Below are 14,181 nucleotides of genomic sequence, written 5' to 3' on the forward strand. Positions count from 1 at the left end.
ACCTCCCACCGCGCCTCGGCGGCGTGGGAGGTGGCCGGTTCAGACCGTGACGGTGGTGAGCCGGCGGGCGGTGGCCGCCGCGGCCTCGACCCGGGCGGGGTCCGGCGCCAGCCCACAGCCGGACAGCCAGTTCGCCAGCAGCCGGTGCCCACCCTCGGTGAGCACCGACTCCGGGTGGAACTGCACTCCCTCGATCGGCAGCTCCCGGTGCCGCAGCGCCATCACGATGCCCGACGGCGTGCGCCCGGTGACCTCCAGCTCGGCCGGGACGCTGTCGGACTCGACCGCGAGCGAGTGGTACCGGGTGGCGGTGAAGGGGCTGCCCAGCCCGGTCAGCACGCCCACGCCGTCGTGCACCACCTGGCTGGTCTTGCCGTGCAGCAGCTCCGGCGCCCGGCCGACGACGCCACCGAAGGCCTCGGCGATCGCCTGGTGGCCCAGACAGACGCCGAGCACCGGCAGCCCGGCGTCGGCGGCGGCCCGCACCATCGGCACGGTCACCCCGGCGTCGACCGGGGTGCCGGGCCCCGGGGAGAGCAGCACCCCGGCGACGTCCAGGTCGGCGAGCTCGTCGACCGTCACCGCGTCGTTGCGCCGCACCAGGCTGGGCACCCCGAGCTGACCGAGGTACTGGACCAGGTTGTAGACGAAGCTGTCGAAGTTGTCGACGACGAGCACCGGCCGGACGGCGGGCAGGCTCATCGCGCGAGGCTCACGTAGGTGCGGGACACGGGGCTCGATCTCCAGGGCGTTGGGGGGCGGACGGCCGGGCTGGGCACGGGCTCAGCCGACGCCGGCGTACTGCATGTCCAGCGCGCCGTCGTAGGCCGCCAGGGTCAGCTGGTCCTGCTCGTCGAGGTCGAAGGTCAACCCGTAGTCCTCGACCGCGTCCTGGAAGACCTGCACCTCCGGGGAGGCCGCCAGCTCCTCCTGCATCTCGTCCGCGTCGCCGACGGCGGTGACCACGTACGGCGGGGAGTACTTCCGGCCGTGCAACAGCAGGGTCGGTCCGACACAGATGACCGCGCTGGTGGCGATCAGCCGCTGCCCCATGATGGCCACCCCGTCGGCACCAGCGGCCCAGAGGGCGTTCACCACGCCCTGGACGTCGGACTGGTGGATGACCAGGTTGTCCGGGTTGCCCTCGGTCGGGGACATGCCGGTGAGCTGGCGCGGTGCATCGTCCAACACGATGGACATCCCCGGCCCGGTCAGCGCGGCGAGCCCGGCGGAGCCGACCCCGGGGGCGACCCGCTGCTGCGCGGCAGCCACCTCGCTGTTCCGGGAGGCCGCCAGGTCGGTGAGCGCCTGCACCTGCTCCTGCAGGGCGGCCAGCTCGGCCTGCTGGCGGGCGACGGCGGAGTCCCGCTGCTCGATCAGCGCGGACAGCTCCGTGATCTCCCCGCCCCGTAGATCGGTGCCCTGCGCCGTCCGGCTGGAGGTGGCGAACAGCAGGCCGGCAGCCAGGGCGACGACGGGCACGAGCCCGACCCACGGGTCGAACCGGCGGGAGCGCGCGGTGCGGGCCATGCACACCTCCTGGTGTCGACGTCCACCGCGGGAGGGCGGACCGGGTGACGTCGCCGCGTGACGGGGCGGGACTGCTGGTCTCTCAGCTTAGGCTGGTGACCGTTCACGCCGGGGCGTCAGGCCACCGGCCCGGGAGGGAGTCCGCCAGGTGCCGAAGTCGAAGGTGCGCAAGAAGTCGGTCTACACGCCGCCGGAGGGCGTGCTGCCCTCGAGCGCGGCCCGGGCGCAGGCCGCGAAGCCCAGCCCACGGTGGTACGCCCCGGTGATGATCGGGCTGATGCTGCTCGGCCTGCTGTGGATCGTCGTCTACTACGTCGCAGGCGACCGGATCCCGGTCATGGTGACGCTCGGCCCGTGGAACTTCGCCATCGGGTTCGGCGCCATGGTCGCCGGTCTGATCATGTCGATGCGCTGGCGCTGACACCCGCGCACGGCCCGACCGACAGGCCCTCGTCCCTCCGGGGACGGGGGCCTTCGTCGTTCCGGCACGGTGACCCTCCCGGACCGAGGCCGCCGCCGGAGCCCAGGTCGAACTCCCGGTACTCCGAACGGTCACCGGTGCACAGCGTTCAGTGACCGGCTCGCAGGGTCGACAAACGGTCAACCCGCAGGTCAGCGGCCCGCCGGAAGATCGTCTGTGCACAGCGCCGATCGTCGTCCACAGGCGACCGGTCCGGCCGTCCACGGGTCTGTCCACGATCTGTGGGTTGTCGAGCCGACCACATCCCAGCTTGACCTGCGGATATGCCGGGGCTGTGACTGCTGGGACGGAAACGGCACAGGGGTAACTACACCCGTGGAACTCCGTCCCCAGCTGTGTACACAGCTGTGGGAAACCCGATCGCGGACGACGCCCGACCGGGCCCTTACTACCCGTCGCTGGCAACCGCAAACCAGCAGCGTGACGGGCCGTTCCCGCGCGTGTCCGGGAGAGTTGTCGACATCCCCACCCTGGTGGGGGTCGCCGGGAACGGCACAGCCCCCGGCCGTGGGGACGGGGGCTGTGGACGGAGTGCGGCGGACCGGTCGGTGACCTCAGTGGTCGAGGAGCTCCAGGATCGTGGCGTTGGCCATGCCGCCGCCCTCGCACATCGTCTGCAGCCCGTACCGGGTCCCGCTGGCGAGCATGTGGTGCACCAGCGTGGTCATGATGCGTGCCCCCGAGGCGCCCAGTGGGTGCCCGAGCGCGATCGCACCGCCCAGGGGGTTGACCACGTCGGCTCCGACGCCGATCTCCCGGCACCAGGCCAGCGGCACCGGGGCGAACGCCTCGTTCACCTCGAAGACCCCGATGTCGGCCAGGGCGAGCCCGGAGCGGTCCAGCACCTTGCGGGTGGCCGGGATCGGAGCGGTCAACATGATCACCGGGTCGTCGCCGGCCACGACCGTCGTGTGCACCCGGACGAGGGGGGTCAGCCCGAGCTCGCGCGCCCGGTCGGAGGTGGTGACCAGCACGGCGGCCGACCCGTCGGAGATCTGGCTCGCGTTCCCGGCGCTGATCACGCCATCGGCCTGGAAGGGCGTCCTGAGCGCCCCCAGCGCCTCGAGGGTGCCGCCGGTGCGGATCCCCTCGTCGGCGGACACCACGACGCCCTCGGGGGTCCTGACCGGGACGAGCTCCGCGTCGAAGGCCCCGTCGGCCCGTGCCTTGGCAGCCCGGTCGTGCGACCGCAGGGCGAACTCGTCGAGCTCGGCCCGGGACAGGCCCCACCGCGTCGCGATCATCTCGGCGCCGACCCCCTGGTCGGGCGCGACACCGCCGTAGCGGGCCAGGTACTGCGGCCCCAGCGGCCGGCCGGCCGACCCGTCACCGGCCGAGGAGCCCATCGGCACCCGGCTCATCGACTCGACCCCGCCGGCGACCACGACGTCCGCCTGCCCGCTGACGACCGTCGCGGCGGCGAAGGCGACCGCCTGCTGGGAGGAGCCGCACTGCCGGTCGATGGTGGTGCCCGGCACCGACTCCGGCCAGCCGGCCGCCAGCGCCGCCACCCGGCCGATGTTGCTGGTCTGCTCCCCGACCTGGCTCACACAGCCCCAGAACACGTCGTCGACGAGGGCGGGGTCGAGGCCGGTGCGCGCCACGAGCGCCTGCAGCACGGTCGCGGACAGGTCCGCGGCGTGCACGCCCGACAGTCCGCCCCCCCGCTTCCCCACCGGTGTGCGGACGGCGGCACAGATGACGGCATCACGCATGGACCACTCCTCGCCGACAGGGGACGTCTCAGACGTCCGGTACCGGTGATGCTAAGCGGCGGCTGCGGGTCCGCGGTCGGTGCTGACAAGCTGGGCCCGTGCACTGGGCGCCCCGGATCGGCGAGGCGGTGGCGATGGCCGCCACCGGCGTGGCCCTCGCGCTGGCCACGCTGGTGGTCGACCCCCTGGGCCGGGTCCTCGTCGGTGGCGGCGCCCTGCTGCTGCTCGGCCTGGCCGCCCGCGACCTGCTGCTCCGCCCCCGGCTGCGGGCCGACGCGCAGGGCGTCACCGTGCGGGCGCTCAGCGGCGGCACGACGATCGCCTGGCCGGCCCTGCGGGCCCGGGTGCGGACCTCGCGACGGTGGGGGTTGCGGGCGCAGACCCTGGAGCTCGAGGACGGCACGGACGACGCCGTCCTGGTCGTGCTGGGCCGCCGCGAGCTGGGCGAGGACCCGGCCACGGTGGCCCGGGCACTGCACGCGGCCGGTGCGGGAGCCGGCTAGCGCCAGCCGCCGAGGACCAGCACCAGCAGCACGACCGCGAGGGCGGCGATCCCGCCGACGGCGACCGACCGGCGGCCGCGGGCCAGGACCAGGACGCCGGCCGTGAGCACGCCCACCACCAGACCGCCGAGGTGCCCGAGGAGGGAGACCCCGGGCAGGAAGCTGATCACCAGGTTGATCACCAGGAGGGTGAGCAGCCCGCGCAGGTCCTGCTTCTGCTTCAGCAGGACGACGCCCAGGGCCCCGAGCAGGCCGTAGATCGCCGCCGATGCGCCGACCACCGCACCGAGGTAGGTGCCGAACAACTGCAGGGCGGCCACGCCGCCCAGCGCGGAGACCAGGTAGACGGTCAGGAAGCGGCCCCGGCCCAGCATCCGTTCGAGCTCGGAGCCGAACAGCAGCAGCGCGAGCATGTTCAAAGCCAGGTGCACCGGCCCGACGTGGGTGAAGGCGCTCGTGACCACCCGCCACCACTCACCGACGTCGACCAGGTAGGGGACGATCGCGAACTCGTCCTGCAGCGGTGAGCGGAAGCTGCGGAGCGGGTTGACGCCGACGCTGATCGCCGAGACCGCGGTCGCGAGGGCGACCAGCAGGTTCAGCGCGATGAGGGAGAGGGTGACCGGCCCCCAGCGCCGCGCTGCGCCGCGCAGCCCGGTGGTGCGCTTGGGACGGCGGACGGTGGCGTTCCCGGCCCGGACGTCGTCCGGGCACTGGAAGCCGACCGCGGCCGGGTTCATGCACTCCGGGCAGATCGGCCGGCCGCAGCGGGTGCAGCGGACCCCGGTCGGCCGGTCCGGGTGCCGGTAGCAGGTGGCTGGGGGCGCCGGCTGCGGGTTCTCCGCGCCGGCACCCCCGCTGCCCTCGGGGGTGCTCAGCTGCGCTGCACCTCGACGGAGTTGATCACGACGTCCTCGACCGGGCGGTCACCGCGGGCGGTCGGGGTGGCGGCGATCGCGTCGACGACCTGGCGGCTGGCGTCGTCGGCCACCTCACCGAAGATCGTGTGCTTGTTGTTCAGGTGCGGCGTGCTGGTGACGGTGATGAAGAACTGGGAGCCGTTCGTGCCCGGGCCCGCGTTGGCCATGGCCAGCAGGTAGGGGCGGTTGAACGACAGGTCGGGGTGGAATTCGTCACCGAAGCGGTAGCCGGGGCCGCCGGTGCCCTGACCGAGCGGGTCGCCGCCCTGGATCATGAAGCCCGGGATGACCCGGTGGAACACCGTGCCGTCGTAGAGCTTGTCGGTGGTCTTCTCGCGCGTGCGCGGGTCGACCCACTCGCGGCTGCCCTCGGCGAGCTCGGAGAAGTTCGCGACCGTCTTGGGGGCATGGTCGGGGAACAGGTCGACGGTGATGTCGCCGTGGTTGGTGTGCAGGACGGCGCGCCGTGCGGCGGAGGTCTGTTCAGTCACGACCACCACTCTCCCACTGCGGCCCGTGCGGCTGCTGGGCGACCGGTGCGACCGGGCTGTGGCCGGTCGCCCGGCGACGGCCCGTCCGGGCTGGAGTGGAGACGAGGGGAATCGAACCCCTAACCCCCGCCTTGCAAAGGCGGTGCTCTGCCAATTGAGCTACGTCCCCGGAGAGGCTGCGGTGGTCGATCGGCCGCAGCCGCGGGATCAGGAGGCGCGCGGCGTGCTGACCGACCCGGGGCCACGCGTGGCCTCGGCCCACAGGTCGGCCTCACCCTTGCCGCTGCTGCGCTTGCGCACGGCCGCCAGGGCAGTGGCCGCCAGCGCTGCCATCGCCAGCTTCTTCAGCACGCGGGACCTCCTCGAACGGTGTCGACCACCGCGGTGCCGGTGACCGCTGCCGGGAACCAGCGGCGGGCGACCGTGATCCCCGTGGAGATCTCCGTCGCCCGCCGTCGGTGCACGGGTGGGCCTGGGAGGACTTGAACCTCCGGCCTCATCCTTATCAGGGATGCGCTCTAACCGTCTGAGCTACAGGCCCGTGGACCGGTGAACATCTTACCTGCCCCCTCGAGGCCCCCCGACGCGGGGGGCCAGAGGGGGCCTGGCGAGGGCGGCCGGCTCAGTCCCGCTCGGCGAGGGTGACCTCGAGGCCACCCACCAGGTCGGAGCAGAGGTTGTAGACGAACGTGCCGACGGTGCACAGCGCGGTCAGCAGCACGATGTTGATCGCGCCGATCACCGCGGCACCGCCGAAGACGACGCCGGCGGTGATCACCTCACCGCCCCCCTCGGTGGCGTCGGTGGTGGTCGCGAGCTGCCCGATCAGGTCGTTGACCGTGTCGAAGACACCCAGGCTGCCGAGCACCCCGTAGAGGATGCCGACGGCCACCATCCACACGAAGAACAGCGCGATGGAGAGCACCAGCGAGATCTTCAGGGCCGACCACGTGTCGATGTGGCGCAGCTGCAGCCGGGCCCGGCGCGGGCCCCGGTTGACGGTGCTGCGTCCCTTCCCGGCCGAGGGTCGACCGGCGCCCTGACCGGACGGCCGGGCCGCGGCGCGCGCCGGGTCGGGTCGGGCCGCAGGGTCGATCGGCCGTGCCGCGGCGGGAGGCAGGCCGACCGCCTGGGTCGAGTCGACCGGGGCCGAGCCGGCGGCCGGCACCCCGCTCCGGGGGGCGGCGTTCGACCGGGCAGCACTCGTGGCGCGGTTCCCCGGCGAGGCCGGCGAGCCGGTCGCCGGCGCACCGTCCCGTCCGGAGGCAGCGGGCCGAACGGGCCGGTCCGCAGCCTGGGCGCCGGCCCCCGGGGGCACGACCGCCGGGGGCTTGGCCGTCGGGGACTTGGCCGTCGCCGACGTACCGGCCGGGGACGCACCGGCCCGCTCGGCCGGACCGCCGTTCGCGGACCTCCCGGGCGCGGCCTTCGCGGGCCCGGACGTGGCCGGGGCTGCCTGTGCCGTGGTCGCCTTCGCCGGAGCGGCCGGGGTGGGACCGGCAGCTGCTGGCCCGGCCGGCGAGCCGGACGACGACTCGCCCCCGTCCTCGGCCGAGGGCGCGGTGCCCGAGCCGGCCGGCCCAGGCCGGGCGGCGACCGGGGTGGCGCCGTCCGGTGCCGCATCGGCGGCGCCGTCCCCCTCACGGGAGTCGGTACGCACCGAACTGCGTGCCCGGTCGCTCATCCCAGTCTCCTGTCGCCCTGCGGCCCGCGCCGCGTCGGTGCACCCACCGGGTCCGCCATGGTGCAGAGCGCGGTGGGCCGGTCACTGCGGTGGTCGTCGTTGCCGACCCGGATCGCGGACGTCGTCGTCCGCGACACCGGTTCGGCATCCGCGCCCACCCTAGGCGTCGGGCTCGTCGTTGTCCGTCGTACGCGCGATAGCCACGATGGAGACATCCTCCGGCAAGTTCATGAGCTTGACACCCATGGTGGCCCGGTCCCGGGTGTGCCGGACGCCGTTCACCGGTGTGCGGATGACCCCGCCGCCGGAGGTGATGGCGTACAGCTCGTCACCGAGCACGACGGCCAGGGCACCCACCAGCACCCCCTTGCGGGCCTTCGGGTCGGCGGTGAGCACGCCCTTCCCGCCCCGGCCCTGCTCCGGGTAGTGCTCGATCCCGGTCCGCTTGGCGTAGCCGCCCTCGGTGGCGACCAGGACGTCGACCCCTTCCTGGACCACGATCATCGACAGCAGCGTGTCGTCCGGGGCGAGGGAGATCCCGCGCACACCCTCGGTGGCGCGACCCATCGGGCGCAGCTGCTCGTCATTGGCCTTGAAGCAGATCGACATCGCCTTGCGGGTGACCAGCAGCAGGTTCTGGTCCGGGCTGATCAGCGCCGCCCCGACCAGCTCGTCGGTGTCCCGCAGGTTGATCGCGATGACCCCGCCGGAACGGGGGGAGTCGAAGTCGGTGAGCCGGGTCTTCTTCACCTGACCGCGGGCCGTGGCCAGCACCAGGTACGGCGCGACCGTGTAGTCCTTGATCTGGATGACCTGGGCGATCTTCTCGTCCGGCTGGAAGGCCAGGATGTTCGCCACGTGCGCACCGCGGGCGGTGCGGGCCGCCTCGGGGAGCTCGTAGGCCTTGGCCCGGTACACCCGGCCCTTGTTCGTGAAGAACAGGATCCAGTCGTGGGTGGAGCCCACGAAGAACTGCTGGACGAGGTCGTCCTGCTTGAGCTGAGCGCCCATGACGCCCTTGCCGCCGCGGCGCTGCGAGCGGTACAGGTCGGCCTTGGTGCGCTTGGCGTAGCCGGTGCGGGTGATCGTGACGACCACCTGCTCCTCGGCGATCAGGTCCTCCATCGAGACGTCACCGTCGTTGGCCACGAACTGGGTGCGCCGGTCGTCGCCGTACTTCTCCACGATCTCGGCCAACTCGTCGTGGACGATCTGCCGCTGCCGCGCAGGAGAGTCCAGGATCGCCTGCAGTTCGGCGATCCGGGCCTCGATCTCGGCCAGCTCGTCCAGGATGCGCTGGCGCTCCAGGGCGGCGAGCCGGCGCAGCTGCAGGTCCAGGATCGCGACGGCCTGGATCTCGTCGACGTCCAGCAGCTCCATCAGCCCGCTGCGGGCGGCCTCGGCCGACTCGCTGCGGCGGATGAGGGCGATGACCTCGTCCAGGTGGTCCAGCGCCTTGGCGTAGCCGCGCAGGATGTGCGCGCGCTCCTCGGCCTTGCGCAGCCGGTAGCGCGTGCGCCGGACGATGACCTCGATCTGGTGGGTCACCCAGAGCCGGATGAGCTCGTCCAGCCGCAGGGTGCGGGGCACGCCGTCGACGATGGAGAGCATGTTGCAGCCGAAGGTCGTCTGCAGCTGGGTGTGCTTGTAGAGGTTGTTCAGCACGACCTTGGCGACGGCGTCCCGGCGCAGCGTGATCACCAGGCGGCGGCCGACCCGGTCGCTGGACTCGTCGGCGATCTCGGAGATGCCCTGCAGCCGGCCGTCGCGCACGCCCTCGGCGATCGCCTCGGCCAGGTTGTCCGGGTTGACCTGGTAGGGCAGCTCGGTGACGACCAGCTGCACCCGGCCCCGACTGTCCTCCTCGACGGTGACGACGGCGCGCATCCGCACCGAGCCGCGGCCGGTCCGGTAGGCGTCCTCGATGCCCTCGCGGCCGACGATCAGCCCGTGCGTGGGGAAGTCCGGGCCCTTGACCCGCTCCATGCACGCGGTGAGCGCCTCCTCCGCCTCGGCCTCGGGGTGCTCGAGCATCCAGAAGACGGCGGCGGCGACCTCGCGCAGGTTGTGCGGCGGCATGTTGGTCGCCATGCCGACGGCGATGCCGGCCGAGCCGTTGACCAGCAGGTTGGGGATGCGCCCCGGCAACACCAGTGGTTCCAGGTTCTTGCCGTCGTAGTTGGGCTGGAAGTCGACGGTGTCCTCGTCGATGTCCCGGAGCATCTCCATGGCCAGCGGGGTGAGCCGGGCCTCGGTGTACCGCATGGCCGCGGCCGGGTCGTTGCCCGGCGAGCCGAAGTTCCCCTGGCCGTCGATCAGCGGGTAGCGCATCGACCACGGCTGGGCCAGCCGCACGAGGGCGTCGTAGATCGACGAGTCACCGTGCGGGTGGTAGTTGCCCATCACCTCGCCGACGACGCGGGCGCACTTGACGGTCGCCCGGTCGGGCCGGAAGCCCTGGTCGAACATCGCGTAGAGCACGCGGCGGTGCACCGGCTTGAGGCCGTCCCGCACGTCGGGCAGTGCCCGGCCGACGATGACCGACATCGCGTAGTCGATGTAGCTGCGCTGCATCTCCTGCTGGAGGTCGACCGGCTCGACGCGGTCGCGGCTGGGTGTCTCTGTCACGTCTGGTTCTCCACAAGTCGATACACAGCGGTGGATGAATGCGCGCTACACGCGCCCCCGGGGTCTTCGCCCCCGGCCCCCTCGCCCCCCACCGCCGCGAGCTCGCGAGCGGTGGGGGGCGAGGGGGTCCTTCGTCAGACGTCGAGGAAGCGGACGTCCTTGGCGTTGCGGGTGATGAAGCTCCGGCGGGCGACGACGTCCTCGCCCATGAGCACGCTGAACAGCTCGTCCGCGGCGGCGGCGTCGTCGAGGGTCACCTGGCGCAGGATCCGGCTGTCCGGGTTCATCGTGGTCTCCCACAGCTCCTTGGCGTCCATCTCACCGAGGCCCTTGAACCGCTGGATCGCGTCGTCCTTGGGGAGCTTGCGGCCCTCGGCAGCGCGGCTCTTGAGCAGCTCGTCCCGCTCCCGATCGGTGTAGACGTAGTCGTCGGGGGTCTTGTTGCCCCACTTGATCTTGTACAGCGGCGGCTGCGCCAGGTAGACGTGGCCGGCCTCGACCAGCGGCCGCATGAAGCGGAACAGCAGGGTCAGCAGCAGCGTGGTGATGTGCTGGCCGTCGACGTCGGCGTCGGCCATCAGGATGATCTTGTGATACCGCAGCTTCGACAGGTCGAACTCGTCGTGGATGCCGGTGCCGAAGGCGGTGATCATCGACTGGACCTCGGTGTTCTTCAGCACCCGGTCGATGCGCGCCTTCTCGACGTTGATGATCTTGCCGCGGATGGGCAGGATCGCCTGGTACATCGAGTCGCGGCCGGACTTCGCCGAGCCGCCGGCGGAGTCGCCCTCGACGATGTAGACCTCGGAGTTGCGCGGGTCGGTCGAGCGGCAGTCCGCCAGCTTGCCCGGCAGGCCGCTGACGGTGAGCAGGCTCTTGCGGGCGAGCTTGCGGGCGTCCTGCGCGGCGCGGCGGGCGCGGGCCGCCGACGTGGCCTTGGTGATGATCGTCTTGGCCTCGGCCGGGTTGGCCTCGAACCAGTGCCCGATCTGGTCGTTGCAGACCTTCTGCACGAAGCCCTTGACCTCGGTGTTGCCGAGCTTGGTCTTCGTCTGCCCCTCGAACTGCGGGTCGCCGAGCTTCACCGAGACGATCGCGGCCAGGCCCTCCCGGATGTCGTCACCGGTGAGCTTGTCGTCCTTCTCCTTGAGCAGCTTCTTCTCGATCGCGTACTTGTTCACGATCGAGGTCAGCGCCGCACGGAAGCCCTCCTCGTGGGTGCCGCCCTCGTGGGTGTTGATGATGTTCGCGAAGGTGTGCACCGACTCCGAGTAGGCGTCGGACCACTGCATGGCGACGTCGACCGACATCGCGGTGTCGTTCTTGCCCACGCCGTCGGCGGAGAAGCCGATGACCGAACGGTGGATCGCGGTCTTGCGGCGGTTGATGTAGGTCACGTAGTCGACCAGGCCGCCGTCGTAGCGGTAGGTGACCTCGGTGGGCTCGAAGGCCGCCTCCTCCGCACCGACCGTCGGTGCGGCCTCGGCCAGCGAGGCCTCGTCGCCGGCACCCGTCTCGGCCTTGCTGTGCCCGGGACGCTCGTCGCGCAGCACCATGGTCAGGCCCTTGTTGAGGAAGGCCATCTCCTGGAGCCGGCGGTTGATCGTGTCGAAGGAGTAGACCGTCGTCTCGAAGATCGACGGGTCGGCCCAGAAGGTGATGGCCGTGCCCCGCTTGTCGGTCGGGCCCACCTCGGTCAGCGCGCCGGGCTTGGCCACGTCGTAGTGCTGGGTCCACTCGGTCCCGTTGCGCCAGATGCGCACGTCGAGCGCGTGGGACAGGGCGTTGACCACGGTCACGCCGACGCCGTGCAGACCACCGGAGACGCCGTAGCTCTTGCCGTCGAACTTGCCGCCCGCGTGCAGGATGGTCATGACGACCTCGACCGTCGGCCGCTTCTCCACCGGGTGCATGTCGACCGGGATGCCACGGCCGTTGTCCTCGACCCGGACGCCGCCGTCGGCGAGCAGGGTCACCCGGACGGTGTCGCAGTACCCGGCCAGCGCCTCGTCGACGGCGTTGTCCACCACCTCCCACACCATGTGGTGCAGGCCCCGCTCACCGGTCGAGCCGATGTACATGCCGGGGCGCTTACGGACCGCGTCCAGCCCCTCCAGGACGGTGATGGAGCTGCCGGAGTAGGCGTTCTCGGTCTGCGGCTGAGCGACCACGTGGGGCCCTTCTCTTGCGCAACCTCGCGGCCGCGGCGCCACGTCGACGACGATGTCGAGGCGCGCAGGACGGCTCTCAGCGGGCTGCTGGGGGTGTGTCCCCTCCAGAGTAACGGGTGCGTACACCCCAGACCGCCCGTCCGGGGCCTGACGTGGCGCGAGAGCCTCTCCCGACCCATGCGCCACCACCCGTGTTGCCCCCCGGGTCGACACGCCGTCCTGCGGCGACTGGTGTCCGCCGGTTCCACGTGGAACCGGGGACTAGACGAGCAGCTGGGCGGTGGCGAGCTCGCGGTAGAGCGGGCTGGTGTCGACCAGCTCGGCGTGCGTGCCGACGGCGACCACCCGCCCGCCGTCCAGGACGACGATCTGGTCGCTGTCGATGACCGTGGACAGCCGGTGGGCCACGACCAGCAGGGCCCGGTCGGCCGCCGCCGCGGCGAGGGTGTCCCGCAGCAGGCCCTCGTTGCGGGCGTCCAGGCTGGCGGTCGGCTCGTCCAGCAGCAGCAGCGCCGGCCGGGCCAGCAGCGACCGGGCGATCGCCAGCCGCTGGCGCTCCCCGCCGGACAGCAGCACCCCGTCGTCCCCGACGGCGACGTCGAGCCCGCGGGCGGAGCGCTGCACGACGCCGGTGAGGCCGACGTCGGCCAGCGCCTGCCACAGCTGCTCCTCCCCGGCATGGGGCGCGGCCAGCAGCAGGTTCTCCCGCACCGTGCCGGCCAGCACCGGCGCCTCCTGCTCGACGTAGCCCATCCGGGCCCGCAGCGTGGCGCGCGGCAGTTCGCGCACGTCGGTGCCGCCCCACCGGACCGTGCCGGAGGAGAGCGGGTAGAAGCCCTCCACCAGTGCCAGCACCGTGGACTTGCCCGCGCCCGACGGCCCGACCAGCGCGACCCGGGTGCCGGCCGGCACGGCGAAGGAGACGCCGTGGAGCACCGCCGTCCCGTCCGGGTAGCCGAAGCCCACGTCCTCCAGCTCGAGCAGCGGGACGGGGTCACCGCCCGTGGGGGTGTGGAGCACCGCCGGCGACCGGCCGGTCGCCGGTCGCTCCGGCCGCTCGTCGTGCTCGGGCTCCAGGGCCAGCACCTCCTGCACCCGGGCCAGCGCCCCGAGGCCGGCCTGCAGCTGGGTGTAGGAACCGATCAGCTGTCCCAGCGGCATGACCAGCAGGAACAGGTAGAGGATGAAGGTGACCAGGTCGGCCACGGCGATCGAGCCGGTCGCCACCCGGTAGCCGCCCAGCCCGAGCACGGCCAGGAACGCACCCTGGACGGCGATCGACCCGGCCGGTGAGACCAGCGCCTCCAGCCGGGCGACCTGCACACCGGCGGTGAACGCCCGCTCGGCGCTGGTGCCCACGGTGTCCACCTCCCGGGCGGTGGCACCGCTGGCCCGGATGGTGCGGACCGCCGACAGCGCCCGCTCCACCGCCGCGCTCATCGCACCGACCTGCTCCTGCGCCTGCCGGGACAGCACCCGGACGCGGCGGGACGCCACCACCGCGGTGGTCACCCCGATGCTCACCGCGAGCACCGTGACCAGCAGCAGCCAGACGTCGACCAGGGCCATCGCCACGAGCGCACCGACGCCGACCACCACCGACCCGACCAGCTCCACCACCCCACTGGTGACGGCGGCCCGCAGCAGGGTGGTGTCCGAGCCGACGCGCGACATCAGGTCCCCGGTGCGCCGCTGGTCGTACTCGGCGATCGGCAGCCGCAGCAGTCGGTCGACCAGCAGTCGCCGGGTGCTGAGGACGACGCCCTCGGCGGTGCGCTGGAGCAGGTACTGCTGCCCGGCACCGAGCACCGCGGCCACCACCAGGACGACGACCAGCGCGACCACCCCGGGCAGCACCGCACCGCCCGAGCCCACCGCGCTGATCACCTGGCCCACCAGTGCGGGCTGGGCCAACGCGGCCGCGGCCGAGACGAGCGAGAGCACCGCGGCCGCACCGAGCGCCCTGCGGTGCGGGCGCAGCAGGGGCAGCAGCTCGCGCACCCCGGCGGTCGGCGTCGGCTCCGCCGTCGTCGACCCGCCGCTGGTCATCGCGGGGCT

At 72.5% G+C, this 14,181-nt stretch carries 12 protein-coding genes and 2 tRNA genes; 2 read left to right on the forward strand and 12 right to left on the reverse strand.

All coding sequences use genetic code 11. The features are described 5' to 3' along the window. Window positions 1-39 precede the first annotated feature (39 nt). Window positions 40-702 (reverse strand): aminodeoxychorismate/anthranilate synthase component II, encoded by a 663-nt coding sequence (locus O2V61_RS10135; RefSeq protein WP_269183191.1) that lies wholly within the window; start codon window positions 700-702, stop codon window positions 40-42. Window positions 703-783: 81 nt separating this feature from the next. Beyond that, window positions 784-1,530, reverse strand: a complete 747-nt coding sequence (locus tag O2V61_RS10140; protein WP_269183192.1) for a DUF881 domain-containing protein — start codon at window positions 1,528-1,530, stop codon at window positions 784-786. 148 nt (window positions 1,531-1,678) lie between these two features. On the opposite strand from O2V61_RS10140, the gene crgA reads away from it, so the two are divergent. Next, window positions 1,679-1,951 carry a cell division protein CrgA gene (crgA, locus tag O2V61_RS10145; RefSeq protein WP_269183193.1) on the forward strand — a complete coding sequence of 91 codons (273 nt, stop codon included), beginning with the start codon at window positions 1,679-1,681 and terminating at the stop codon, window positions 1,949-1,951. Window positions 1,952-2,565: 614 nt separating this feature from the next. Here the strand turns inward: crgA and O2V61_RS10150 are convergent. Then, window positions 2,566-3,726 (reverse strand): thiolase family protein, encoded by a 1,161-nt coding sequence (locus tag O2V61_RS10150; RefSeq protein WP_269183194.1) that lies wholly within the window; start codon window positions 3,724-3,726, stop codon window positions 2,566-2,568. Between the two features lie 98 nt (window positions 3,727-3,824). On the opposite strand from O2V61_RS10150, the gene O2V61_RS10155 reads away from it, so the two are divergent. Continuing rightward, complete coding sequence (locus O2V61_RS10155) at window positions 3,825-4,229, forward strand: PH domain-containing protein (protein ID WP_269183195.1); 405 nt, start codon at window positions 3,825-3,827, stop codon at window positions 4,227-4,229. Here the strand turns inward: O2V61_RS10155 and O2V61_RS10160 are convergent. From O2V61_RS10160 to O2V61_RS10200, 9 genes are all read right to left on the reverse strand, one after another. Further along, window positions 4,226-4,969: a rhomboid family intramembrane serine protease gene (locus tag O2V61_RS10160; RefSeq protein WP_269183196.1), complete on the reverse strand. Its 744-nt coding sequence runs from the start codon at window positions 4,967-4,969 to the stop codon at window positions 4,226-4,228. The genes O2V61_RS10155 and O2V61_RS10160 overlap by 4 nt on opposite strands. 134 nt (window positions 4,970-5,103) lie before the next feature. Further along, window positions 5,104-5,640 (reverse strand): peptidylprolyl isomerase, encoded by a 537-nt coding sequence (locus O2V61_RS10165; RefSeq protein WP_269157674.1) that lies wholly within the window; start codon window positions 5,638-5,640, stop codon window positions 5,104-5,106. A 96-nt stretch (window positions 5,641-5,736) separates the two neighbouring features. Continuing rightward, a tRNA-Ala gene (locus O2V61_RS10170) sits at window positions 5,737-5,809 on the reverse strand. A gap of 38 nt (window positions 5,810-5,847) precedes the next feature. Next, a complete protein-coding gene (locus O2V61_RS10175; RefSeq protein WP_269183197.1) occupies window positions 5,848-5,991 on the reverse strand; it encodes a DLW-39 family protein in 144 nt (47 codons plus the stop codon). Window positions 5,992-6,107: 116 nt separating this feature from the next. Further along, window positions 6,108-6,181 (reverse strand) — tRNA-Ile (locus O2V61_RS10180). Window positions 6,182-6,262: 81 nt separating this feature from the next. Then, the gene (locus O2V61_RS10185; RefSeq protein WP_269183198.1) at window positions 6,263-7,324 is read right to left on the reverse strand and encodes a DUF3566 domain-containing protein; all 1,062 of its coding nucleotides are present in this window, start codon (window positions 7,322-7,324) and stop codon (window positions 6,263-6,265) included. Window positions 7,325-7,483: 159 nt separating this feature from the next. Continuing rightward, window positions 7,484-9,952: a DNA gyrase subunit A gene (gene gyrA, locus O2V61_RS10190; RefSeq protein WP_269183199.1), complete on the reverse strand. Its 2,469-nt coding sequence runs from the start codon at window positions 9,950-9,952 to the stop codon at window positions 7,484-7,486. 134 nt (window positions 9,953-10,086) lie between these two features. Then, a complete protein-coding gene (gene gyrB / locus O2V61_RS10195; protein WP_269183200.1) occupies window positions 10,087-12,123 on the reverse strand; it encodes a DNA topoisomerase (ATP-hydrolyzing) subunit B in 2,037 nt (678 codons plus the stop codon). Window positions 12,124-12,384: 261 nt separating this feature from the next. Continuing rightward, window positions 12,385-14,172, reverse strand: coding sequence for an ABC transporter ATP-binding protein (locus O2V61_RS10200; protein ID WP_269183201.1), 1,788 nt, complete (start codon window positions 14,170-14,172; stop codon window positions 12,385-12,387). Between the last annotated feature and the right edge of the window lie 9 nt (window positions 14,173-14,181).

The sequence above is a fragment of the Modestobacter sp. VKM Ac-2985 genome, from assembly GCF_026967925.1.
Taxonomy (GTDB): Bacteria; Actinomycetota; Actinomycetes; order Mycobacteriales; family Geodermatophilaceae; genus Modestobacter.

What these genes read in the sequence shown, in the direction of transcription:
- O2V61_RS10200 (WP_269183201.1), bottom strand. Translation starts at nt 14,172, where the DNA reads ATGACCAGCGGCGGGTCGACGACGGCGGAGCCGACGCCGACCGCCGGG.
- O2V61_RS10185 (WP_269183198.1), bottom strand. Translation starts at nt 7,324, where the DNA reads ATGAGCGACCGGGCACGCAGTTCGGTGCGTACCGACTCCCGTGAGGGG.
- O2V61_RS10135 (WP_269183191.1), bottom strand. Translation starts at nt 702, where the DNA reads ATGAGCCTGCCCGCCGTCCGGCCGGTGCTCGTCGTCGACAACTTCGAC.
- O2V61_RS10140 (WP_269183192.1), bottom strand. Translation starts at nt 1,530, where the DNA reads ATGGCCCGCACCGCGCGCTCCCGCCGGTTCGACCCGTGGGTCGGGCTC.
- O2V61_RS10150 (WP_269183194.1), bottom strand. Translation starts at nt 3,726, where the DNA reads ATGCGTGATGCCGTCATCTGTGCCGCCGTCCGCACACCGGTGGGGAAG.
- O2V61_RS10160 (WP_269183196.1), bottom strand. Translation starts at nt 4,969, where the DNA reads ATGAACCCGGCCGCGGTCGGCTTCCAGTGCCCGGACGACGTCCGGGCC.